25 protein-coding genes and 2 tRNA genes are annotated in these 21,332 nt (G+C 72.9%); 12 read left to right on the top strand and 15 right to left on the bottom strand.

Annotated features, from left to right (window positions below; all coding sequences use genetic code 11):
* The first annotated feature begins 258 nt into the window (after positions 1-258).
* Both H9L09_RS09715 and H9L09_RS09710 read left to right on the top strand, forming a co-directional pair.
* Positions 259-2,112, top strand: coding sequence for a phosphoenolpyruvate carboxykinase (GTP) (locus tag H9L09_RS09715; RefSeq protein ID WP_187580391.1), 1,854 nt, complete (start codon positions 259-261; stop codon positions 2,110-2,112).
* A gap of 118 nt (positions 2,113-2,230) precedes the next feature.
* The gene (locus H9L09_RS09710; protein ID WP_187580390.1) at positions 2,231-3,286 is read left to right on the top strand and encodes a phospholipase D-like domain-containing protein; all 1,056 of its coding nucleotides are present in this window, start codon (positions 2,231-2,233) and stop codon (positions 3,284-3,286) included.
* Positions 3,287-3,492: 206 nt separating this feature from the next.
* Here the strand turns inward: H9L09_RS09710 and H9L09_RS09705 are convergent, their stop codons facing one another.
* Positions 3,493-3,660 carry a hypothetical protein gene (locus tag H9L09_RS09705; RefSeq protein ID WP_187580389.1) on the bottom strand — a complete coding sequence of 56 codons (168 nt, stop codon included), beginning with the start codon at positions 3,658-3,660 and terminating at the stop codon, positions 3,493-3,495.
* A 321-nt stretch (positions 3,661-3,981) separates the two neighbouring features.
* Between H9L09_RS09705 and H9L09_RS09700 the strand changes: the two genes are divergently transcribed.
* Positions 3,982-5,529, top strand: coding sequence for a metallophosphoesterase family protein (locus H9L09_RS09700; RefSeq protein WP_187580388.1), 1,548 nt, complete (start codon positions 3,982-3,984; stop codon positions 5,527-5,529).
* 50 nt (positions 5,530-5,579) lie between these two features.
* On the opposite strand, the gene H9L09_RS09695 is transcribed toward H9L09_RS09700, so the two are convergent.
* Positions 5,580-5,670, bottom strand: a tRNA-Ser gene (locus H9L09_RS09695).
* A gap of 77 nt (positions 5,671-5,747) precedes the next feature.
* A complete protein-coding gene (locus H9L09_RS09690) occupies positions 5,748-6,200 on the bottom strand; it encodes a hypothetical protein (RefSeq protein WP_187580387.1) in 453 nt (150 codons plus the stop codon).
* 112 nt (positions 6,201-6,312) lie between these two features.
* On the opposite strand from H9L09_RS09690, the gene H9L09_RS09685 reads away from it, so the two are divergent.
* Positions 6,313-6,681, top strand: coding sequence for a hypothetical protein (locus H9L09_RS09685; RefSeq protein ID WP_187580386.1), 369 nt, complete (start codon positions 6,313-6,315; stop codon positions 6,679-6,681).
* A 9-nt stretch (positions 6,682-6,690) separates the two neighbouring features.
* Here H9L09_RS09685 and H9L09_RS09680 read toward each other — a convergent pair whose 3' ends face one another.
* The 5 genes from H9L09_RS09680 to H9L09_RS09660 all read right to left on the bottom strand — a co-directional run bounded on the left by H9L09_RS09680 (position 6,691) and on the right by H9L09_RS09660 (position 9,840).
* Positions 6,691-7,407, bottom strand: a complete 717-nt coding sequence (locus tag H9L09_RS09680) for a Type 1 glutamine amidotransferase-like domain-containing protein (protein WP_187580385.1) — start codon at positions 7,405-7,407, stop codon at positions 6,691-6,693.
* Between the two features lie 38 nt (positions 7,408-7,445).
* Positions 7,446-7,534 (bottom strand) — tRNA-Ser (locus H9L09_RS09675).
* 44 nt (positions 7,535-7,578) lie between these two features.
* Positions 7,579-7,815, bottom strand: coding sequence for a biotin/lipoyl-binding carrier protein (locus tag H9L09_RS09670; protein ID WP_187580384.1), 237 nt, complete (start codon positions 7,813-7,815; stop codon positions 7,579-7,581).
* A gap of 61 nt (positions 7,816-7,876) precedes the next feature.
* Positions 7,877-8,992 (bottom strand): hypothetical protein, encoded by a 1,116-nt coding sequence (locus tag H9L09_RS09665; protein ID WP_187580383.1) that lies wholly within the window; start codon positions 8,990-8,992, stop codon positions 7,877-7,879.
* Between the two features lie 65 nt (positions 8,993-9,057).
* Positions 9,058-9,840, bottom strand: a complete 783-nt coding sequence (locus tag H9L09_RS09660) for a carbon-nitrogen hydrolase family protein (RefSeq protein ID WP_343065215.1) — start codon at positions 9,838-9,840, stop codon at positions 9,058-9,060.
* 38 nt (positions 9,841-9,878) lie between these two features.
* On the opposite strand from H9L09_RS09660, the gene mobA reads away from it, so the two are divergent.
* Genes mobA through H9L09_RS09645 form a run of 3 tightly spaced genes read left to right on the top strand, consistent with a single transcriptional unit; the run spans position 9,879 to position 11,949 of the window.
* Positions 9,879-10,517 carry a molybdenum cofactor guanylyltransferase gene (gene mobA / locus H9L09_RS09655; protein ID WP_187580382.1) on the top strand — a complete coding sequence of 213 codons (639 nt, stop codon included), beginning with the start codon at positions 9,879-9,881 and terminating at the stop codon, positions 10,515-10,517.
* A gap of 50 nt (positions 10,518-10,567) precedes the next feature.
* Positions 10,568-11,515 carry a hypothetical protein gene (locus tag H9L09_RS09650; protein WP_187580381.1) on the top strand — a complete coding sequence of 316 codons (948 nt, stop codon included), beginning with the start codon at positions 10,568-10,570 and terminating at the stop codon, positions 11,513-11,515.
* Positions 11,512-11,949: a GntR family transcriptional regulator gene (locus H9L09_RS09645; RefSeq protein WP_187580380.1), complete on the top strand. Its 438-nt coding sequence runs from the start codon at positions 11,512-11,514 to the stop codon at positions 11,947-11,949. Before H9L09_RS09650 ends, H9L09_RS09645 begins: the two co-directional genes overlap by 4 nt.
* On the opposite strand, the gene H9L09_RS09640 is transcribed toward H9L09_RS09645, so the two are convergent.
* Both H9L09_RS09640 and H9L09_RS09635 read right to left on the bottom strand, forming a co-directional pair.
* Positions 11,930-13,129, bottom strand: a complete 1,200-nt coding sequence (locus tag H9L09_RS09640) for a hypothetical protein (protein WP_187580379.1) — start codon at positions 13,127-13,129, stop codon at positions 11,930-11,932. The two genes, H9L09_RS09645 and H9L09_RS09640, sit on opposite strands and share 20 nt — an antisense overlap.
* On the bottom strand, positions 13,126-13,641 hold the full coding sequence (locus H9L09_RS09635; RefSeq protein ID WP_187580378.1) for a SigE family RNA polymerase sigma factor: 516 nt from the start codon (positions 13,639-13,641) through the stop codon (positions 13,126-13,128). Before H9L09_RS09635 ends, H9L09_RS09640 begins: the two co-directional genes overlap by 4 nt.
* Before the next feature lie 107 nt (positions 13,642-13,748).
* Between H9L09_RS09635 and H9L09_RS09630 the strand changes: the two genes are divergently transcribed.
* The 5 genes from H9L09_RS09630 to H9L09_RS09610 are packed head-to-tail and all read left to right on the top strand — an operon-like array spanning position 13,749 to position 17,155.
* Positions 13,749-14,051, top strand: a complete 303-nt coding sequence (locus H9L09_RS09630; RefSeq protein ID WP_187580377.1) for a DUF6457 domain-containing protein — start codon at positions 13,749-13,751, stop codon at positions 14,049-14,051.
* A gap of 24 nt (positions 14,052-14,075) precedes the next feature.
* On the top strand, positions 14,076-15,053 hold the full coding sequence (locus H9L09_RS09625) for an NAD(P)H-quinone oxidoreductase (protein ID WP_187580376.1): 978 nt from the start codon (positions 14,076-14,078) through the stop codon (positions 15,051-15,053).
* 9 nt (positions 15,054-15,062) lie between these two features.
* Positions 15,063-15,680, top strand: a complete 618-nt coding sequence (locus H9L09_RS09620; protein WP_187580375.1) for a bacterial proteasome activator family protein — start codon at positions 15,063-15,065, stop codon at positions 15,678-15,680.
* Between the two features lie 49 nt (positions 15,681-15,729).
* Positions 15,730-16,359 carry a SatD family protein gene (locus tag H9L09_RS09615; protein ID WP_187580374.1) on the top strand — a complete coding sequence of 210 codons (630 nt, stop codon included), beginning with the start codon at positions 15,730-15,732 and terminating at the stop codon, positions 16,357-16,359.
* A gap of 10 nt (positions 16,360-16,369) precedes the next feature.
* The gene (locus H9L09_RS09610; RefSeq protein WP_187580373.1) at positions 16,370-17,155 is read left to right on the top strand and encodes a hypothetical protein; all 786 of its coding nucleotides are present in this window, start codon (positions 16,370-16,372) and stop codon (positions 17,153-17,155) included.
* An 11-nt stretch (positions 17,156-17,166) separates the two neighbouring features.
* Here H9L09_RS09610 and H9L09_RS09605 read toward each other — a convergent pair whose 3' ends face one another.
* The 5 genes from H9L09_RS09605 to H9L09_RS09585 are packed head-to-tail and all read right to left on the bottom strand — an operon-like array spanning position 17,167 to position 21,311.
* Positions 17,167-17,454 (bottom strand): 4a-hydroxytetrahydrobiopterin dehydratase, encoded by a 288-nt coding sequence (locus tag H9L09_RS09605; RefSeq protein ID WP_187580372.1) that lies wholly within the window; start codon positions 17,452-17,454, stop codon positions 17,167-17,169.
* Positions 17,455-17,505: 51 nt separating this feature from the next.
* The gene (locus H9L09_RS09600; RefSeq protein ID WP_187580371.1) at positions 17,506-18,285 is read right to left on the bottom strand and encodes a succinate dehydrogenase/fumarate reductase iron-sulfur subunit; all 780 of its coding nucleotides are present in this window, start codon (positions 18,283-18,285) and stop codon (positions 17,506-17,508) included.
* A gap of 25 nt (positions 18,286-18,310) precedes the next feature.
* Positions 18,311-20,182 carry a fumarate reductase/succinate dehydrogenase flavoprotein subunit gene (locus tag H9L09_RS09595; protein ID WP_246456397.1) on the bottom strand — a complete coding sequence of 624 codons (1,872 nt, stop codon included), beginning with the start codon at positions 20,180-20,182 and terminating at the stop codon, positions 18,311-18,313.
* Positions 20,183-20,235: 53 nt separating this feature from the next.
* Positions 20,236-21,024, bottom strand: a complete 789-nt coding sequence (locus H9L09_RS09590; protein WP_187580370.1) for a hypothetical protein — start codon at positions 21,022-21,024, stop codon at positions 20,236-20,238.
* An 11-nt stretch (positions 21,025-21,035) separates the two neighbouring features.
* A complete protein-coding gene (locus H9L09_RS09585; RefSeq protein ID WP_187580369.1) occupies positions 21,036-21,311 on the bottom strand; it encodes a hypothetical protein in 276 nt (91 codons plus the stop codon).
* Positions 21,312-21,332: the final 21 nt, after the last annotated feature.

Here is a 21,332-nt window from a genome sequence, read left to right as displayed (position 1 = left end):
CTTCGGAAGCACCACCACACCGCGGGTGAGACGGGGGTCACACCCTTGATCGATCCAATGGTCGGGCGTCTGACTTTGTGAGTACATTCACCAACCTCAGGGCTGCTCCGGCGCCTGACTGACGGGGTGACCTGGGGGAACAACGTCGCTGCAATGGCGCGGCGACCTCACAACGACTCCCGACAATGACCACCCGCACTCCGCGTGGTGGGCGTCCGTCGTTCCGGCGGGCTGAAAGCGTGAGAGGACCGGTTGAGCATGACGACCGACATCGGCAGCACCCCCACCGAGAGCGCCCAGACCAGCAGCGCATCGAGCAACCCGCCCACCACGCACGAGGGGATCCGTTCCTGGGTCGAGCAGGTCGCCGAGCTCACCCAGCCCGACCGGGTGCACTGGTGCACCGGCGACGACGCCGAGTGGGAGCAGCTGACCCAGCAGCTCGTGGACAGCGGCACCTTCACCCGGCTGAACCCGGAGAAGAAGCCGAACTCCTTCCTCGCCCAGTCCGACCCGACCGACGTCGCTCGCGTCGAGGACCGCACCTTCATCTGCTCCGTCGACGAGCGGGACGCCGGGCCCACCAACAACTGGATGGACCCGGGCGAGATGAAGGCGCTCATGACCGAGCTGTACCGCGGGTGCATGCGCGGCCGGACCATGTACGTCGTCCCGTTCGTGATGGGCCACCTCGAGGCCGAGAAGCCGATGTTCGGCGTGGAGATCACGGACTCGGCGTACGTCGTCGTCTCGATGCGCGTGATGGCCCGCATGGGCAGCAGCGTGCTGCGCCGCATGGAGGAGACCGACGCCGGCTTCGTCCCGGCCCTGCACTCGGTCGGCATGCCGCTCGAGCCCGGCCAGGCCGACGTGTCGTGGCCGTGCAACGACACCAAGTACATCGTGCAGTTCCCCGAGGAGCGCGCGATCTGGTCCTACGGCTCCGGCTACGGCGGCAACGCGCTGCTCGGCAAGAAGTGCTACGCGCTGCGCATCGCCTCGGTGATGGCTCGCGACGAGGGCTGGCTCGCCGAGCACATGCTGATCCTCAAGCTGACCAGCCCCCAGGGCGTCGTCAAGTACGTCGCGGCCGCGTTCCCGAGCGCCTGCGGCAAGACCAACCTCGCCATGCTGGCGCCGACCGTGCCGGGCTGGAAGGTCGAGACCCTCGGCGACGACATCGCCTGGATGCGGATCGGCGACGACGGCCGTCTCTACGCGGTGAACCCCGAGTTCGGGTTCTTCGGCGTCGCCCCCGGCACCAACCAGGACACCAACCCGAACGCGATGAAGACCATCGACATCGGCAACTCGGTGTTCACCAACGTCGCGCTCACCGACGACGGCGACATCTGGTGGGAGGGCCTGGAGAACGAGCCGGCCCACGCCCGCTCGTGGAAGGGCGACGACTGGACGCCGGACTCCGACGAGCTCAGCTCGCACCCGAACAGCCGCTACTGCACGCCGATCAAGCAGTGCCCGATCCTCGCCCCGGAGTACGACGACCCGAAGGGCGTGCCGATCGACGCGATCCTCTTCGGCGGCCGGCGCAAGACGACCATCCCGCTGGTGACCGAGGCCCGCGACTGGGCCCACGGCACCTTCATGGGCGCGACGCTCTCCTCGGAGACCACGGCCGCGGCCACCGGGGCGGTCGGCGTGGTGCGCCGCGACCCGATGGCGATGCTGCCGTTCATCGGCTACAACGCCGGCGACTACTTCAACCACTGGATCAAGATGGGCAAGGAGCACGACGCGGCGAAACTGCCGCGGATCTTCTACGTCAACTGGTTCCGCCGCGACGAGGACGGGGGCTTCCTGTGGCCCGGCTTCGGTGAGAACAGCCGGGTGCTGAAGTGGGTGGTCGAGCGCATCGACGGCCAGGCCGAGGCGACCGAGACCCCGGTCGGCCACGTGCCGACGCCGGCCTCGCTCGACACCGAGGGCCTGGACATGACCGACGAGCAGCTCGAGGCCGCCCTCCGGGTGGACGTCGAGGAGTGGAAGGCCGAGATCCCGCAGATCACCGAGTGGTTCGAGAAGTTCGGCGACGACCTGCCGACCGTGCTCTGGACCGAGCTCGACGGCCTCAAGGCACGTCTCGGGGACTGAGCGCCGCCCCCCGGCCGCACACCTCACGGGGCCCGTCACCTCAGCTGGTGGCGGGCCCGGTGACGTCTGTCAGAGGTGATGCCGGGGCATACTGACGCCGTGACCGGAGAGGATGTACGTGGAGCGAGGTAGCTACGGCCCCGACGATCGCCAGCTGCTGGAGACGACGGCGAGGCGGATCTACACCAACGCGGTGGCGCACGGCTCCCTGCCGGCGGACGACCCGCGGCTGCACGACGCGCGCAATCAGCCGGCGCTCGACCTGCTGCTCGACATCGGCCTGATCCGCCTCGACGAGGGCAGCAACCGGCTCTACCCGATGGACCCCTCGGCGGTGCAGGCCCAGATCGTGGTCCCGCTCGGCCAGCAGGGCGCGGACCTGCTCACCGAGTCCGCGCGCTGGGCCGACACCTTCAGCGAGCTCGGGCAGGTGTTCCGGACCTCCCCCCAGGCCACGGTCCACCCGATCACCGAGATCCACGGGCTCGACAACATCAACAACTTCATCGCGGCCGCGGTCAACGACTGCCGTGCCGAGCTGCTCACCGCCCAGCCGCACGGCCGCCGCCCCGCGAACGCGCTCGCGGTGGCGGAGGACCGCGACGTGAAGGCGCTGGCGCGCGGCGTACGCATGCGCACCCTCTACCAGCACTCCGCCCGGCACAGTCCGGCCACCCGGGAGTACGTCGCCGACATCATCAGCCACGGGGCGGAGGTCCGCACGCTCGACGAGTTCTTCCGGCGGCTGATCGTCGTGGACCGCCAGGTCGCGGTGGTGCCGGCCTCCGACAACCACCACGTGGCCATCGCGATCTACGAGAAGTCGCTCATCGCCTACCTGGTCGACATCTTCGAGCGCTCCTGGGAGCGCGCGCAGCCGTTCAACGTCAGCGGGAACCAGGCGGAGCGGCACATCGCCGCCGATGTCCGGGCGATGACGATCCGGCTGCTCACCGAGGGCCACAGCGACCCGGCCAGCGCCAAGCGGCTGGGGGTCAGCACCCGCACGTACGCCGGCTACATCGCGGCGCTGAAGGACGAGTACGGCGTCCAGACCCGGTTCCAGCTCGGCTACGCCATGGGCCGTGACGGCGCCGCGCTGCCGCTCCCCGCGCCGGAGCCGGACGGCGAGGTCGACGACCTGGAGCTGGTCGAGGCCGTCGAGGACGACTGACCCCCGCGTTCACCCTCCCCAGGACACGCAGCGAGGGCAGTCACCCTGACGATGAACTGCCCTCGCGTGTGCGGTCGAGACGGGCCGGGGGGATGGCACTGGGATCGAAACTGCCGGGGGGATGACTCGTTTCGTCCTCGTCTGGACCTGTGTGGCGAGCCGGGCCGGGGGGATGGCCGGTCGCGTTTGTGGGGGTAGCTGGAGGCTCAGCGGTTGGTGATGCTCGTGCCGTTCCAGCCGGTGTCGTTGTTGAGGGTCTTGGTGCCGTTCCAGCCGGTGTCGTTGGCCTGGGCCGGGGCGACGACCCCGGCGAACAGGCCGACCGTCAGCGTGAGGCCGGCGATGATCTTGGCAGCGGTGCGGTGCTGGTTCATGTGGTTACCTCATGCTCGTCGTCCCAGGAGTGGCGGTTTCCCGCCTGACCTCAAGTGTGGGTCACCCAAGAGCCCCAAGCCAGTGATTCCAGCCGCAGGAGTGTGCACTGCATGTTCCTGCAAAAACTGCGACAAGCAGACACAGGTGCCCTGGATCCCCCATAATCAGCACAGCACGCGCCCGGCCCCGTTTTTGGGAGGAATCGGACGAATCTCGCGGGCGGAGGCCCCGCAAACGCCTAAAACAGCGATTCACCATCGTTGCGTAGTTGTGCAGGATCGACAACCACCGGAGCCGACGCGGTGACCTATCCTCGTCCGATGGGTCCGTTCGCCGCGCTGCGCCGCCCGGACCCGCGGTGGGCGGCCACCCTGGCGGTGGTCTGGCTGCTGACCGCCGTACCGATCGCGGTGACGCTCTTCCTCACCGGTTCCCGGACGATCGTCCTCGCCGGCCACGACACCGATCTCGAGCCGACCCTCGACGGCTACGCCACCGTGGACCTCGGGCCCTACCTGCCCAGCTTCCGGATCGCCTCCGGCTCCCGGCTCGGCGCCGCCCTCGACCTCGGCCCCACCGACCTGCGCTCCTACGAGGCCCTGGTGGAGCGCTACGCACTGCTCGCCAGCCAGCCCGAGGGCCAGATCGCGAAGGTGCGCGCCACCCTCGTGGACATGGCCCTCGACAGCGCCGTCGTCGGGGCCCTGCTGGGTCTCGCCGCCCCGGGCCTCGTGCTGCTGGTCGGGCGTCGCCGGTGGTCCGAGCTGGCGCACCCGTGGAGCCGCCGCCGGACCGGGGCAACCGCCGTCTGCGCCCTGGTGGTGGTCGCGGCGGTCGGCACCGGGACGCTGGTCGAGGACTCCGACGAGCCGAGCGTGCGGGAGCAGAGCTGGCAGCCGCTCGCGGAGGCGCTGCCCGACGTCGACCTCCCCTCTCGCGCCGCCGGCCTGGAGGTGGAGTCCGGGCTGATGACCAGCGGAACCCGGCGCCTGGTCGAGAGCGCGCTGGCGACCTATCGCAAGAGCCTGACGTTCTACCAGGACCTGACCGCCGCTGCCCCGGCGCTGGCCTCCCAGCTCCGCGCACCGCAGGAGGGAGAGGTCGTGGCGCTGCTGGTCAGCGACCGGCACGACAACATCGGGATGGACCCGGTGGCCCGCGCCGTCGCCGACGCCGGTGGGGCGACGTTCCTGCTCGACGCCGGCGACGACACCTCGACCGGCGGCTCGTGGGAGGCGTTCAGCCTGGACTCGCTGAACTCCGCCTTCGACGACTACGACGACCGCTACGCCGTGGCGGGCAACCACGACAACGGCGACTTCGTCACCGAATACCTCGCCGGGCTCGGCTTCACCACGCTGGTCGGCGACGTCGTCGACGGACCGGACGGGATCAGGCTGCTGGGGGCCAGCGACGTGCGCAGCAGCGGCCTGGGCAGCTGGCGCGACCAGAGCGGCGAGGTCACCTTCGACGAGCAGCGCACGCTGCTCGCCGACGCCGCCTGCGCGCAGGACGCGAAGGACGAGCGGATCTCGACGCTGCTCGTCCACGACGCGGCCAGCGGCAGCGAAGCCCTCGAGCGCGGCTGCGTGGACCTGGTCCTCGCCGGCCACCTGCACGAGCAGGTCGGCCCGAGCCCCGTGGTCGCCGCGGACGGGACGGTCGGCTACTCCTACACCAACGGGACGACCGGCGGGGCGGCGTACGCCGTCGCCCTGGGCAGCAAGCTGCGCCGCGACGCCGAGGTCACGCTGGTGACCTACCGCGAGGGCCGGCCGGTCGGGCTGCAGCCGGTCATGGTGCGCACCACCGGCGAGTTCCGGGTCGGCCCGTGGACGCCGCTGGAGGTCACGGTCGCGCCGCAGTGAGACGAGGAACGGCCCCGCGGCGCCGAAGCACCGCGGGGCCGTTCGTGGTCTGGCGGAGGTGGCGGGATTTGAACCCGCGAGAGGGAATCACCCTCAACCCGCTTAGCAGGCGGGCGCCATAGGCCACTAGGCGACACCTCCAGACAGCGAGGCTCAGGGTACCTGCCGCCTCGCCGACTGGGCCAATCGGGCACCGGACCTGGCAGCGGGCCTCCCCCTCAGCGCAGCGGCCGGTAGCCGTGGCCCCGGTTCAGGTGCTGCTGGAGGTCCTGCACGAAGGCCTCGGCGGGCCGGTCCAGGATCCCGACCGGGATCGTGGTGGTGCTGCCGTCGCGGCGGCGCAGCACGACGCACCGCTCGCCGCCCACGTCGGTGGCGACGACGTCCTCGACGTCCTTCCACCGCCCCCGGGCGACCCCGGTGCCGCGCACCCAGCGCACGACGTACCCGGTCTCGTCGAGCCGCACCACGCGTGCCCGGCGCAGCAGCAGTACGGCGGCCAGCGCACCGCCCGCGGCGACGAGGAGCAGCGCCAGCACGACCAGCCACTCCGGCCAGTCGAGCAGCGCCGCGCCGAGGGAGCAGATCACGGCGACCACCCCCACGGCGAGCACCAGGGTGCCCGCCATCCGGGCAGCGAGAGGTCGGGAGAGTCGATAGTCGGAGGGCACGGGTCGATTGAACCGGACCGGGCTAGCGGGCCCTGCGGGAGGGTCCGCCCGCCTCTTGTGGCGGTCGTCGCCCGGGGTCCACACTCGAAGTCCACCGAACTTCGGAGGTGGCATGAGGATGACCGGACTCGAGCATGCGATCCAGTCCCTGCGCCTGGCCGTGGAGCGCCCGATCCGGGGCCAGACCTGGCGGGCGTTGGTCCGCCGGCGGCTCGATGCCGTCGGGGAGGCGCTGCACCGGGAGAGCGAGCGGCGCGGCGGCGACGCCTGGCTGGCGGCCCGCGAGCACCACCTGATCCTGGAGCGTGACCGCCTGCTCGTGCGGATCGCGGCGCTGGGCCGGACGGTCCTGGAGGCGACCGACCTCGCCGGGCTGCGCAGCGACCTGGACCGGCTGATCACCGACGTGGAGCACCACCAGCAGCGGCTCAACGACCTCGTCTATGACAGCGTCTCGCTGGAGCTCGGTGGCTCCGAGTAGCCCGCGTCCTCAGTCGCGGCCGAGGTATCTCACGGGCAGCGGGTGCTGCACCACGCCGTCGGCCGTGAGCTCGACCCGGTAGCCACCGGCCTCCGGCCGCGAGCTCACCGCCTCGACCAGCTTGCCGTCCTCGAAGAGCAGCCCGCAGCCGTCGTCGGCGGCGTACCCGGGAGGGAAGCCCTCCGCGACCAGCCGGTGCAAGGTGGCGGCCCGGTGCTCCTCACCGTCGAAGTGCGGGCAGGCGCTGCCCTCGAGGAAGCCCAGGCCGTCGTGCAGCGGCGCCAGTGCGGGGCCGAAGGAGTCGGTCACCGACGCCTGGAACCAGCAGTTCATACCGGCGCTGATCCCGGCGAGGACGGTGCCGTGGTCGGCGGCCTCGGCGAGGATCTCGGGCAGCCCGTGCACCCGCCACACGGCGAGCAGGTTGGCGGTGCTGCCGCCGCCGACGTAGATCACGTGCTGATCGAGCAGGAACGAGCGCAGGTCCTCGTGCTCGCGGGCGAACAGCCGCAGCACGGAGGCGTCGGCCCGCTCCGCGGGGAAGGACTGCTCGAAGGTCTCGATGTAGCCCGGCGCGTCCCCGCTGGCGGTCGGCACGAAGCACACCCGCGGCCGCGGCACCGGGGCCAGGGCGAGCAGGTAGTCGTCGAGCGCGGTGTTCTCCGGCTCCATCGAGAAGCCGCCTCCGCCGAGGGCGAAGATCCGTCGGGCTGTCGTCGCTGCCATTGTGGTCCTTTCTGCGACGACTCCCCCGAGCCGCCCAGCAGAGGGGGCGGGATTCGAACCCGCGGCTGACATCTCTGCCAGCGACCGCTTTCAAGGCGGTTCCGATCGGCCACTCCGGCACCCCTCCGAGCCCCGGCCGCGGCCAGGACACCGGGCGAGTGTAGCGGCGGCTCAGTCGAGGTCCACCGAGACGAGGATGTCGCCCTCCTGCACCACGTCGCCGGAGGTGACCCGCACCGCGTTGATCGTGCCGGCGTGCTCGGAGAGCACCGGGATCTCCATCTTCATCGACTCCAGCAGCACGACCGTGTCACCGGGCGCGATGCGGTCGCCGGGGCCGACCTGGACGGTCAGCACGTTGGCGACCATCTCCGCGAGGATGTCCGAGGTCCGAGGTTCGCGTGCCATGGCGGTGAACCTACCGCCTGGCGGGTCCCCGGGCGGCAGCGACCGACGCCCCCGGAGCGGCTCAGAGCAGGGCGGCCGCGCGGGGCGGCTCGGGCCGGTGCGCCGCGGCCTCCTCCGCGCGCCGGGCCCGGACGCCGCGGTTGCCGGAGAGGAAGGCGTCGCCCCGGATCACGAGGTAGCCCAGCAGCAGGCCGAGCCCGACGCCGTACCCGAGCTCGAGACCGGCCTCCCCCAGCGACCGGCGCGGGTCGAGCAGCGCGGTGGCGACCACGGCCAGCCCGGCCGCGCCGAACGCGCAGGGCCACCAGCCCTGGCGCCGCCGGGCACGGGTGGAGACGCCCCAGGCCAGGGCAGGCAGGCCGAGCAGGGCCTCGAGGGGGCGGGGTACGGCGCCGAGCAGGTCGTGCACCCGGTCGTAGCCGTCCTCCAGCGTGGCGATCAGCTCCGGCGACCCCCACCGCGCCAGCGCCTCGGTGTAGGCGAGGGCGACCGCGAGCAGCAGCAGCCCGGCCACGATGACGACCGCGCCGCGCCGGCCGAGCCCGTGGAAGCCGGCGCCGAGCCGGTAGACCACCAGCAGCGTGCCGACCAGGGCGAGGCCGAGGACGACGTAGCCGGTGCGCTCGACGGAGACCTCGGCCCCGTAGGCCGGGGCGGCGAGGGCGGCCACCGCCGCGACCAGGACGGCGACCAGGCACTCACGGACCACCCACCAGAAGCGGGCGGCCGGCACGGTGAGCAGCACCCCGAGCACCGCTCCGAGCACCGCGGTGCTCACCGTGGCCGCGGCCAGCAGCACCGGCGAGCCGCTCACCACCGCGACTCCCGCGAGCGCCAGGGCGAGGGCTCCGGCGCCCAGCGGCCGGCCGCCGCTGCGGGCGCTCAGGGCCACGGCGTACGCCGTCGTGATCGTCACCGCGGCGGCCCGCGGCAGCCAGCCCGGCAGGTCCGAGCGGACCCACGGGTCGAGTGCGGCGCCGGCGAGGACGAGGACGGCGACCGCGGTCAGCGCGACCCAGGCCGGCACGAGCCGGTGCCGGGAGCGCAACGCCGCCGGCAGCCGGGGCCGGGCGACCCGGACCGCGGGAAGGCGGGGGCCGGAGAGCCGTGGCCTGCGCTCGGGCGCCGCTCGACGTCGGCCGGCCCGCGGCGCGGGCTGCTGGTCGACGCGGGGCACGCGGCAGACCCCCTCACGGCAGGACGGTCGGGGCGGAGGAGCAGGAGGGCCGCAGGATATCGCGGTCAGAGACGTCGGTTGGCCAGCGAGGGGTTGGCCCGCCGGACCTCCTCGAGCAGCGTCCGCTCGACCGCGGCGGTGAGCACCCCCTCGTCCTCGCCCAGCTCGGCGACCACGTCGCCGGTCGGGGCCACCAGGGCCGAGTGGCCGGTGTAGCGCGGGCCCGGCTGGCCGGCGGCGGCGACGTACACGGTGTTCTCGATCGCCCGGGCGGCGAGCAGGGTCCGCCAGTGCGCCACCTTGCGCTCGCCGGCGACCCAGGCCGAGGGCACCACGAGCAGCTCCGCCCCGCGATCGACCAGGGCGCGGGCCATCTCGGGGAAGCGCAGGTCGTAGCAGGTCATCAGCCCGACCCGCACCCCGGCGACGTCGACGACCACCGGCTCGAGCGGGCCGGGGCTCAGCCGGTCGGACTCGCGGTAGCCGAAGGAGTCGTAGAGGTGGATCTTGCGGTAGGTCGCGCGCAGCCCCTCGGGACCGACCACGACCAGGGTGTTGTACGGGCGCTCGGGGTCCTCGCTGCGCTGGAACATGCCGGCGACCAGGGTGAACCCATGCCGCGCCGCCAGGCCGCTCAGCCGGGTCACGAACGGACCGTCGAGCTCCTCGGCGTACGGCGCCACGTCGGACCCGGCCGGGCCGAAGTCGCGGGCGTAGGCCTCGGGCAGCACGACCAGGTCGGGCCGCTGCTGGTCGGCGACCTCGTCGACGACGACGAGCGCGGCCCGGTTCACGGCCGGGTCGGTGCTCGACGCCTTCTGGACCAGGGTGACACTCAGGGTGGGCACGGCACCAGCGTGCCAGACGGCGCTGCGAGACTGGACCGGTGCCGACCCCCACGACCGGACCGAACGGACCCCGGCTTGCCGCCGTCGTGCTGGCCGGCGGGACCGGCGAGCGCCTCGGCGGGGTCGACAAGGCCGCGCTGGTCCTCGACGGGAGCACCCTGCTGGAGCGGGCGCTGGCCGCCGTCCGGGACGCCGACGAGGTGCTCGTCGTCGGCCCGGCCGCAGCGCCGCGGCCGCCGACGTCGCGGCCGGTGACCTGGACCCACGAGCAGCCCCCCGGCGGCGGACCGGCCGCCGGGCTGCTGGCCGGGGTGGACGCGCTGGCCGGGCGCCCGGACCTGGTGGTGGTGCTCGCCGTGGACATGCCGCGGGTGAGCCACCGGACGGTACGCCGGCTCGTGGCCGGCGTGGACGCGGCCGACGGCGCGGTGCTCGTCGACGCCGACGGCCGCCGCCAGACGCTCGCCGCGGTCTACCGGTGGCAGTCGCTCCAGGACGCCCGGCCGGCCGACCCCGCCGCCGAGCACGGCCTGCCGGTCCGGCGGTTGGTGGCGCGGCTCCGGCTCCACGAGGTGCCGGTGGTCGGCGATGAGGCCCACGACGTGGACACCTGGGACGACCTCGGACCCGGAAGCCGGGCAAACCCTTCCGCACCGCCGTTCAATGACTTAATGTAGTAACTCATTGAGTCATTGATCCGCCGCGTCGCGGGTCGGGGGAGGTCGTCATGTCTTCTGTCCTGGTGCTGCTGCTGCCGCTGGTGCTGCTCGCCGTCTGCGCGGTCGTCGTGGTCCTGCTGGTCGTGCTGACCATGCGCTCCGACGCCACGCTGACCCCGGAGCTGCGCCAGGCCCGCCGGCACGGCGTGGTCACCTCGGTGCTGGCCGGAGCGGCGCTGCTGCTCACCCCGGTGCTCGTCGTCCCGGTGGCGTTCGCCCTGGCCCCGCTCGGCACGATCGTCGGGGCGGTGCCGCTGCTGGCCGCCGGCGCGGCCCTGGTGGTGCTGTGGGTCGGGGAGCTGAGCTGGCCGCGACCGCAGGGCGCCACCCGCACGGCGCTGATGCACGACCGGTCGGTGCGCACCCTGCTCGCGGGTGGCTGGGCCCGCGTCGGCGCGGCGGCCTCCGCGCTGCTGCTGCTGGTCCTGGTGGTCGGCGGCCTGCTTGCCGACGAGTCCGGGCGGACCGTCGCCCGCGTCGACGTCGCGCCCGACGGCGCCATGAGCGAGCGGACCGCGTCGCCGTTCCCGGGCTGGGGCTACGGGGTCCCGCAGCTGGTGAGCCTCGCCGTCGTCGGGGTGCTGGTCCTGCTGGTGCTGCGGGCGGCCACCCAGCGCGCCACGGTGGCCGGCGCGGACCTGGAGACCGACCGGCTGCTGCGCCGGGCCGCTGCCGCCCGTGCCTTCCGCCTGCTCGCCTTCGGCGCGCTGCTGACGGCCGGCGCCGACCTGGTCCTCGGCGGAGCGGCGGCCCGCCGGGTGCTCGAGGGCCCCGGGCCGGCCTTCGCCCTCGCCGCGGTGCTGGTCGGCCTCGGCTGCGCGCTGACCGCCCTGGTCCTGCTGCTGGTGCCGGCGCCCCGGCTGCCCGCCGTGCCGGCCGGCCCCGCAGGCCCCGTCGGACCGGCCGGCCCCGTCGGACCGGCCGGCCCCGTCCCGGCGGGGCGGAACGGCGGATGAGCGTCGCGGTCACCCTGGACCTGCTGGCCGCCTCACCGCCGTACGAGCAGGTCCGGGCCCAGCTAGCCGGGCACATCCGCACCGGCGCGCTCCGTCCCGGGGACAAGCTGCCGGTGGTCCGGACGCTGGCGGCCGACCTCGGCGTGGCGACCAACACCATCGCCCGGGCCTACCGCGAGCTCGAGGCCGGCGGGCTGGTGACCACGCGGCGCCGGGTCGGGACGATCGTGCAGGCCCCGCCGGCGCCGGCCGGCCCCGAGCTCCAGCACCAGGCCGCCCGGTTCGTGCGCGAGGCCCGGCTGGCCGGCCTCGCCGACGAGGAGGTCGTCGACCTGGTGCGCGGAGCGCTCTCGGCCGACGACCTCGACACGGCCACCCCGGCCAGAGCGACCCCGGTCAGCCGAGCCACCCCGGTCACCACGTCGGAAGGATGACCCCGCCCTGCTCGAAGGTGGTCACGTCTCCGAGGTCGGCGGCGATCTCGCAGCCGCCGGCGTCGACGAGGCAGCGCACCCAGTGCGCCCCGCGGCCCTCGGTGAGCGCCACCAGGACCGCGTCGCGGCTCTCCCACGCGACGTCCGCGACCTCGACGTCCGGCGGCAGCGCGATCCGCCGCTGTCCCGCCCGCGGCCCCGCGTCGAAGTCCTCGAGGAAGAGCCCGCTCGATCCGGCGAGGAGGTACCGGCCCGAGTCGTAGGGCGACCAGAAGTAGCGGCCCACGACCTCGTTGGCGGAGAGGGTGGTGCCCCCCGCCAAGCGGCCGGAGCCGTCGACCACCCCCTCGCGCACCACCAGCTCGCCGCCCTTCTCGGTCGGCGGCGAGGTCACCACGACGCCGTCCGCGGCCACGGTCACGGTGTCGTCCGTGGCGCTGACGCCCTTGAGCGGCGTGACCCTGCCGGCGCCGGCCTCGACGACGTACTGCGCCTGGTCGCCGGTGACGTAGACCCGCCCGGCTGGATCCACCCCGGCGACGTGGAAGCCGGAGCTGCAGCACTCCGGCCGCTCCGGCACCGCGACCGTGTCCACCTCGGCCCCGGTGCTCAGGTCCCAGAGCCGGACCCGGGCGTCCTGACCGGGGCGGACGACCTGCCAGGCCGCCCAGTGGCCGTCCGGGCTGATCGCGGGGTAGCCGGTCGCCGTCGGGTCCACCACGTCGTACCCGCCCTTGCCGTCGAAGCGCACGACGCCGGTGCCGTCGGCCCACGACATGACCACGTCGCCGCCGTAGCGCAGCGCGCCGAGCTCGAGGTCCAGCGGGTTCGAGGTCGAGCCCGCGACGACCTGTCCGTTCGCCACATAGCCCAGCCGCGGCAGGTCCCCGCGCGGGAGGTCGCCGATCGAGCGAGGGTGGTCGGGCAGCCCGGTGACCGGTGCCGGTACCGGCGCGGGCACCTCGCGCTCGGCGAGCGCGACGCCGCCGACGATCACCGCGACCGCGGCGGCGGCCGCGAGCACCACGGTCCCGGTACGGCGGCGCGCCTGCCGGCGGCCCCCGTCCCGCAGGCCGCGGAGGTCCGGCGGCGGAGGCTCGACCCGGCCGGCGGCCTCCTGCAACGACGTACGCACCCGGACCTCGTCGGTGTCGGGCCTTCCGGAGCTGTGCAGGCTCATCGCGAGCCTCCTTCCTCGACCGCCACGAGCCGCCGGCGCAGCGACCTCATGGCGTCGGACGCCTGGGACTTCACGGTGCCGCGGGAGCAGCCGAGCACCCGGGCGATCTCCTCCTCGGAGAGGTCCTCGTAGTAGCGCAGCACCACCACCGCACGCTGCCGGGGCGGCAGCTCGCGGATCACCGGCCACAGGTCGGCGCGGCCGTCGACGACGTGCTCGAGGTCGACGCCGGGCATCTCCGGCAGCTCGGCGGTGGCCCGCTCGCGCCGCCACCCGCGGCGGCTCTCCGAGATCGCGCCGTTGACCAGCATCCGGCGCACGTAGGCCTCCGGCTCCTCCACCCGGTTGATCCGGGCCCATGCCGCGTAGGTCTTCATCAGCGTGGTCTGCAGCAGGTCCTCCGCCGCCGGCTCGGAGCCGGTCAACAGGTAGGCCAGCCGGAACAGTGCGGACCACCGGCCGGTCACGAAGTCGACGTACCGCTGCTCGCGGTCGGCGCGCGTCTCGGGCATATCTCCCCCTTTCACCCTCTTCAACGCCGCAGCCCGCCATCCGGTTGGGTCGGCCCCCGACGGCGATGGTGCTTGCCAGATCCGGCTGACGGAGTGACCCTTGTGCGGTGAACCTTCACGACTGGATTGACGAACTGTGCGATGTGCTCGACATCGACGCCGAGGTCGACGAAGGCATCATCCTCGATCTCGCCCGTGATGCCGCGCACGCCGTCGAACGACCCGCGGCCCCGATCAGCACCTACCTGCTCGGCTACGCCGCGGCCCTCGCCGGCGGAAGTCCGGAGAAGGTCGAGGAGCTGGCCGGCCGGGCGGCGGCGCTCGCGGAGAAGTGGGGTCGCGAGGACGACGCCGACGACGACTTCGAGGACGTGGAGGTCGAGGAGGTCGACCTCGTCGAGGTGGACTGAACGCCCCTGGGTAGCGTCGGGGCCATGCGTGCTGTGATCGCCCCTGACCCCGGTGGGCCCGACGCCCTCGTCCTCGCCGACCTGCCCGACCCCGAGCCGGGGCCCGGCGAGCTCGTCGTCGACATGGCCGGCTCCGCGGTGAACCGTGCCGACACGATGCAGCGCCAGGGCTTCTACCCGCCGCCGCCCGGCGCCTCCGACGTGCTAGGGCTGGAGTGCTCCGGCACCGTGAGCGCCGTCGGCCCGGACGTCACCGGCTGGCGGGTCGGTGACGAGGTGTGCGCGCTGCTGGCCGGCGGCGGCTACGCCGAGAAGGTGCTGGTGCCCGCGGCGCAGGTGATGCCGGTGCCGGGCGGGGTCGACCTCGTCACCGCCGGGTCGCTGCCCGAGGTCGCGTGCACGGTCTGGTCCAACGTGTTCATGATCGCCGGGCTGCAGCCCGGGGAGACGCTGCTCGTGCACGGCGGCGCGGGCGGGATCGGCACCATGGCGATCCAGCTGGCTCACGCCCTCGGCGCCCGGGTGGTCGCGACGGCCGGGTCCGCGGAGAAGCTCGAGGTCTGCCGCTCCCTGGGCGCCGACACGGTCGTGAACTACCGCGAGCAGGACTTCGTGGCGGAGGTGCGCGCGGCCACCGACGGCCGCGGCGCCGACGTCATCCTCGACAACATGGGCGCCTCCTACCTCGGCCGCAACGTCGCCGCGCTGGCCACCGAGGGCCGGCTCGTGGTCATCGGCCTCCAGGGCGGCACCAAGGGCGAGCTGGACCTCGGCACGCTGCTGCGCAAGCGCGGTGCGGTGATCGCCACGTCGCTGCGGTCCCGGCCGGTCAGCGAGAAGGCGGCCATCTGCGCCGCCGTCGTCGAGCACGTCTGGCCCCTGGTCGCCGAGGGCAGCGTGCGGCCGGTCGTGCACACCACGTTCCCGCTGGAGCAGGCCGCCGAGGCGCACCGGCTGATGGAGGACAGCGGTCACGTCGGCAAGATCTTGCTCACCTCGTAAGGTGGGGGGATGAGCGACCAGCACCCGTCGAACGGCCCGTCCACCACCGACGAGGAGCCGCGCGTCGTGGTGCTCGGCCCGGACGGTCTGGCCGCGTCGGCGCAGCACCGGGCCGCGTCCGCCGACGACGCGGACGACGCGGACGACGACACCGAGCGTCAGCTGACCGACCTCGTCGAGCAGCCCGCGAAGGTGATGCGGATCGGCAGCATGATCCGCCAGCTCCTCGAGGAGGTGAAGTCGGCGCCGCTCGACGAGGCCAGCCGCACCCGGCTCGCCGAGATCCACCACTCCTCCATCAAGGAGCTCGAGGCCGGGCTGGCCCCGGAGCTGGTCGAGGAGCTGGAGCGGCTCTCGCTGCCGTTCAGCTCCCAGACGCCCTCGGAGGCCGAGCTGCGGATCGCCCAGGCCCAGCTCGTGGGCTGGCTCGAGGGCCTGTTCCACGGCATCCAGACCGCCATCTACGCCCAGCAGATGGCCGCCCGCGCCCAGCTGGAGCAGATGCGTCGCGCGCTGCCGCCGGGGATGGTGCCCTCCGACGAGGCGCTGCAGGCCGCGCAGGCGCGCGCGGCGGCCGGGGAGACCGGCGAGGAGCAGGGCACGCGCAGCAGCGGGATGTACCTCTGAGTTCAGCAGAGGGCTGACATTTACTGGGTTTCAGCCATATGCTGAACTCATGGCGGTCCTCTACACGCTGATCGGCGACCTCGTCGGCTCCCGCGCGCTCCCGGACCGGGGTGCAGCCCAGGGCGCGCTGGCCGAGGCGCTAGTCGGCGCGAACGCCGTCATGTGTCCGGTGCAACCGCTCGAAGCCACCGTCGGCGACGAGTTCCAGGGTGGCTTCTCCCACCTCGCCGACGCGGCCCGGGCCTCGCTGCTGGTCCGGCTCACCCTGCTCCCGGTCGTCGACACCCGCTGCGGCCTCGGCCACGGCGAGACCAGCGTGTACGACGAGACCCGCACGCCGCTGCTGCAGGACGGACCCGGCTGGTGGGCGGCCCGCGACGCGATCGACGCGCTGGCGAGCGGCCGCTCGCACCGGCGTACCTGGTTCGTCGAACGCCAGGGGTCGCAGGACCGCGCGGGAGCCGTCAACGCGTTCCTCACCTGCCGCGATCAGCTCGTGGAGCGCCTCAACGACCGCGGCCTGAGGATGCTCCGGCTGGCCCTGCTCGGACTGAGCCAGAAGCAGATCGCGGAGGCCGAGGACGTCTGGCCCTCGGCCGTGTCGCAGCAGTTCTCGCGGGGGGTCGGTGCCATCGTGGACGGGCACGCGCTCCTGGGGGGCGGCACCGGCGGCCACTGAGGGGGACCAGATGACGGCGCTCGGCACCTGGCTGCTGACGGTCGCCCTGTGCGACCTGCTGCGCGCCACCCGCGACACCATCACCGCCCGGCACCGGTGGCTGCTGGTGGCACTGGGCAGCTGCCTGCTGGTGCTGGCCGGAGCCTGGCTGGACCTGTCGGGCCGGGGCTGGGCGACGCTGGCTCCAGTCTGGCTGGTCGGCTTCGGCGGCTGGGTCGCCTGCTCCTCGCTTGCGCTGGACCGGGCGGCGCGGCACCCGGCACGTTGGCGGGGGCTGGCCTTCCTCGCGCTGCTGCTGCCGGGCCTGGGGCTGGCGCTGGTCGGGGACGCGGTGGACACCGGGCCCGCCCTGCCGACGTGGCTGGACGACTCCCTGGTCGCCCGGCTGGGAGCGCCGGCGGCGATCCTGCTCGCCGGCGCGCTGCTCGTCCAGGTCAGCACCGCCAACCTCGCCGTGCGGCTGCTGCTCGACGCGGTCGGGGTGCCTGCGGTCACCAACGAGAAGAAGCTCAAGGGTGGCCGGGTTCTCGGCCCCATGGAGCGGCTGTTCATCGTCGGCCTCGGCCTCGCCGGCTCGCTCGGCGCCGCCGCGGTGGTGGTCGCCGCCAAGGGGCTGCTGCGCTACCCCGAGCTCCAGCGGAGCGAGCGCGAGGAGGGTCCTACCGACGTGTCGGAGTACTTCCTCATCGGCAGCTTCGCCAGCTGGCTGCTGGCGCTGATCGGGCTGGGTCTGCTCTGGCTGGGCCTCCCACTTCAGACCTGGGCTGTCCTCAGCGGCTATTCAGCCCTGCACTGAACTCCCGCCGGTCAGCGCCCGACGACCATCGAGTCGATCACCCGGGCCAGCTCGAGGTCCCGCTCGGTCAGCCCGCCCTCGGCGTGGGTGGTGAGCCGGAACGTCACCGTCCGCCAACGGACGTCGATGTCGGGATGGTGGGCCACCCGCTCGGCCGCCTCGGCCACCCGCTGCACCAGGGCGATGCCGTCGAGGTACGTCGGCGCCTCCACCGAGCGCACCAAGGTGTCGCCGTCGCGGGTCCATCCGTCCAGGCCGCTGAGGGCCGTGGTCACGTCGTGGTTGTTGAGAAGCACCATGCTTCGACGATACCCATCGGGTCACGATATATAACCCGGGTGCGGGGACGCTCAGACCTCTTCGCGCGAACCCCGGTCGGTGCCGCGCCGCCGGCCGATCTTCTCCCCGAGCCAGACCACCGGGTCGTACTTGCGGTCCACGACCCGCTCCTTCATCGGGATGATCGCGTTGTCGGTGATCTTGATGCCCTCCGGGCACACCTCCGTGCAGCACTTGGTGATGTTGCACATCCCGAGGCCCGCGGCCTCCTGCGCCAGCGCCCGGCGGTCGTGGGTGTCGAGGGGATGCATGTCGAGCTCGGCGTAGCGCAGGAAGAACCGCGGCCCGGCGAACGCCTGCTTGTTCTCCTCGTGGTCACGCACGACGTGACAGGTGTTCTGACACAGGAAGCACTCGATGCACTTGCGGAACTCCTGGCCGCGCTCGACGTCGGCCTGCGCCATCCGGCGCTTGCCGTCCGGGTCCCGCGGGGACAGCCGCGCCGAGGGCACCTGCTTGGCCTTCTCGTAGTTGTAGGAGACGTCGGTGACCAGGTCCCGGATCACCGGGAACGCCCGCATCGGCGTGACGGTGATCGTCTCGGACTCGTCGTAGTCGGCCAGCCGGGTCATGCACATCAGCCGAGGCCGGCCGTTGATCTCGGCGCTGCAGGAGCCGCACTTGCCGGCCTTGCAGTTCCACCGCACCGCGAGGTCGCCGGCCTGGGTGGCCTGCAGGCGGTGGATGGCGTCGAGGACGACCTCGCCCTCCTCGACGCTCACGACGTAGTCGCCCAGCGCGCCCCCGGAGGCGTCGCCGCGCCAGACGCGCATGTTCAGGTCGTAGGCCATCAGCCCTCTTCTCCTCGCGGCCGGCTCATTGGTCGAACAGCGTCTTCAGGTCGTCCGGCATCACCGGCAACGGCTGGTGCCGCAGGTGCACCGGGGCGGTGAAGTCGCCCCCGGGCAGCGTCAGCACGAGGTTCCGCGCCCCCCAGGACGGGTCGGGGCCGGGGAAGTCGTCGCGGGTGTGCCCGCCGCGGGACTCCTGCCGCTCGAGGGCCGCCTTGGCGATGCACTCCGAGACCACCAGCATGTTGGCGAGGTCCAGGGCGAGGTGCCAGCCGGGGTTGTACTGCCGGTGGCCCTCGACGGCCAGCCGGGTGGCCCGCTCCTTGAGCCGGGCGATCTCCCCCAGCGACGCCTCGAGCTCCTCGGCGGTCCGGATGATCCCGACCAGCCGCTGCATGACGTCCTGGAGGTCCTTCTGGATCGTGTAGGGGTTCTCGCCCCGGCGGCCCGGGTCCTGGGCGATCTCGAACGGCGCCAGCGCCGCGGCCGCGGCGGCCTTCACCTGGCTGTCGCTGACCGTGGGCCGGGCCCCGCCCAGGCGGTGGGAGTGGTACGCCGCGTTGTGGCCGGCGCGCCGGCCGAACACCAGCAGGTCCGACAGGGAGTTGCCGCCCAGCCGGTTGGAGCCGTGCATCCCGCCGGCCACCTCGCCGGCGGCGTACAACCCCTCGACGATGCTCTGCTCGGTGTCGGCGTCGACCTCGACCCCGCCCATGACGTAGTGGCAGGTCGGCCCCACCTCCATCGGCTCGGCGGTGATGTCGACGTCCGCGAGCTCGCGGAACTGGTGGTACATCGAGGGCAGCCGGCGACGGATGAACTCGGCGTCGCGTCGCGAGGCGATGTCGAGGAAGACCCCGCCGTGCGGTGAGCCGCGACCGGCCTTGATCTCGGAGTTGATCGCCCGGGCCACCTCGTCGCGGGGCAGCAGCTCGGGGGGTCGGCGGTGGTTCTTCTTGTCGGTGTACCAGCCCTCGGCCTCCTCGACGGTGTCGGCGGTCTCGGCCTTGAAGAACTCGGGGATGTAGTCGAACATGAAGCGCTCGCCCTCGGAGTTCTTCAGCACCCCGCCGTCGCCGCGCACCGACTCGGTCACGAGGATGCCCTTGACCGACGGCGGCCAGACCATCCCGGTCGGGTGGAACTGCACGAACTCCATGTTGATCAGGCTCGCCCCGGCCCGCATCGCCAGCGCGTGCCCGTCGCCGGTGTACTCCCAGGAGTTCGAGGTCACCTGGTAGGACTTGCCGATGCCGCCGGTGGCGAGCACCACGGTCGGCGACTCGAAGACGATGAACCGGCCGGTCTCGCGCCAGTAGGCGAACGCGCCGGAGATCCGTGGCCGGGGCCCGGTCTCGTCGCGGAACAGCTCGGTGACCGTGCACTCCATGAACACGTCGATGCCGAGGTCGACCGCCCGCTGCTGCAGGGTGCGGATCATCTCCAGGCCGGTGCGGTCCCCGACGTGCGCGAGCCGGGCGTAGCGGTGGCCGCCGAAGTCGCGCTGCGAGATCAGCCCGTCGTCGGTGCGGTCGAAGAGCGCCCCCCACTCCTCGAGCTCGAGCACCCGGTCCGGCGCCTCCTGGGCGTGCAGCTGGGCCATCCGCCAGTTGTTGAGCATCTTGCCGCCGCGCATGGTGTCGCGGAAGTGCACCTGCCAGTTGTCCTCGGCGTAGAGGTTGCCCATCGCCGCCGCGATGCCGCCCTCGGCCATCACGGTGTGCGCCTTGCCCAGCAACGACTTGCACACGATCGCGACCTTGGCGCCGGCGTCGTGGGCCGCGATCGCCGCCCGCAGGCCGGCCCCGCCCGCGCCGACCACCACGACGTCGTACAGGTGCCGCTCGAGGCCGCCCTGCGGACCCGACTCGCCGGGGTCCATCCGGTTGCCGGTCATGGGATGCCGCTCGCCGGCGCCGCCCGTCGATCCTGTCGAGCCTGTCGAGACCATCAGAAGAACCTCACGTCGGTGATCGCCCCGGTGGCGAGGAGGTAGACATAGAGGTCGGCGATCGCCACCGAGAACAGCGACAGCCAGGCCCACCTCGCGTGCTGGGCGTTGAGCTTCGAGACCAGGGTCCAGGTGCGGTAGCGGACCGGGTGCTTGGAGAAGTGCCGCAACCGGCCGCCGACCGCGTGCCGGCAGGAGTGGCAGCCGAGGGTGTAGCCCCAGATCAGCACGATGTTGGCGACGAAGACGAGCGTGCCGAGACCCATGTGGCCCCACTCGCCGTTCTCGTCGCGGAAGGTCAGCACCGTGTCGAAGGTCAGGATCGCCGCGACCACCACCGCGGCGTAGAAGAAGTAGCGGTGCACGTTGTTGAGGATCAGCGGCAGTCGCCGCTCGCCGGTGTACTTCCCGTGCGGCTCGGCGACCGCGCAGGCCGGCGGGCTCATCCAGAACGAGCGGTAGTAGGCCTTGCGGTAGTAGTAGCAGCTCATCCGGAAGCCGAGCGGGAAGATCAGGATCACCAGCGCCGGCGAGAGCTGCCACCAGCTGAACGGCTGCCCGAAGTCGCTCGAGCCCTCGACGCAGTCAGTGGTCAGGCACGGGGAGTAGAACGGGGAGAGGTACGGCGCGGAGTAGTAGTGCTCGCCCGCGAACGCCCGCCACGTCGCGTAGACGACGAACGCGGTGAAGACCACGAACGTCGCCGCCGGGTAGAGCCACCACCGGTCCTGCCGGAGCGTCCGCTGCTCGATCTGCGCGCGGCCCCCGCTGCGGACGCCTGTCGACATGCTCCCCCTCCTCAGAGCGCGCGCTGCGCCTCGGACTGGGCGTCGTGCCACATGCTCTCGTCGTAGGGGTCGTCGGGGATCTCGAGCAGGTCCTCCTTGTTGACCCCGGGCTTGTGGCCGGGCTGCGGACCACCGAGCTCGTCGAGGTCGGCCTGCAGCCGGTCGACGTCGCTGACCAGCCGGCGCACCCCCAGCGTGTCGCCGTACTCGTTGCGGACCCGCAGGACGGTGGCCGCCAGGGTGGTGAGCGCTTCGCGCGTGGCGCCGACCGCATCGTTCGAGGACATGGTTTCCCTCCGCTTCCGGGC

Origin of the sequence: Nocardioides mesophilus (genome assembly GCF_014395785.1) — a bacterium.
Lineage (GTDB): Bacteria > Actinomycetota > Actinomycetes > Propionibacteriales > Nocardioidaceae > Nocardioides_B > Nocardioides_B mesophilus.
Note: the sequence above shows the minus strand (reverse complement) of the source record. Positions and strands in the feature narration are given on the sequence as shown.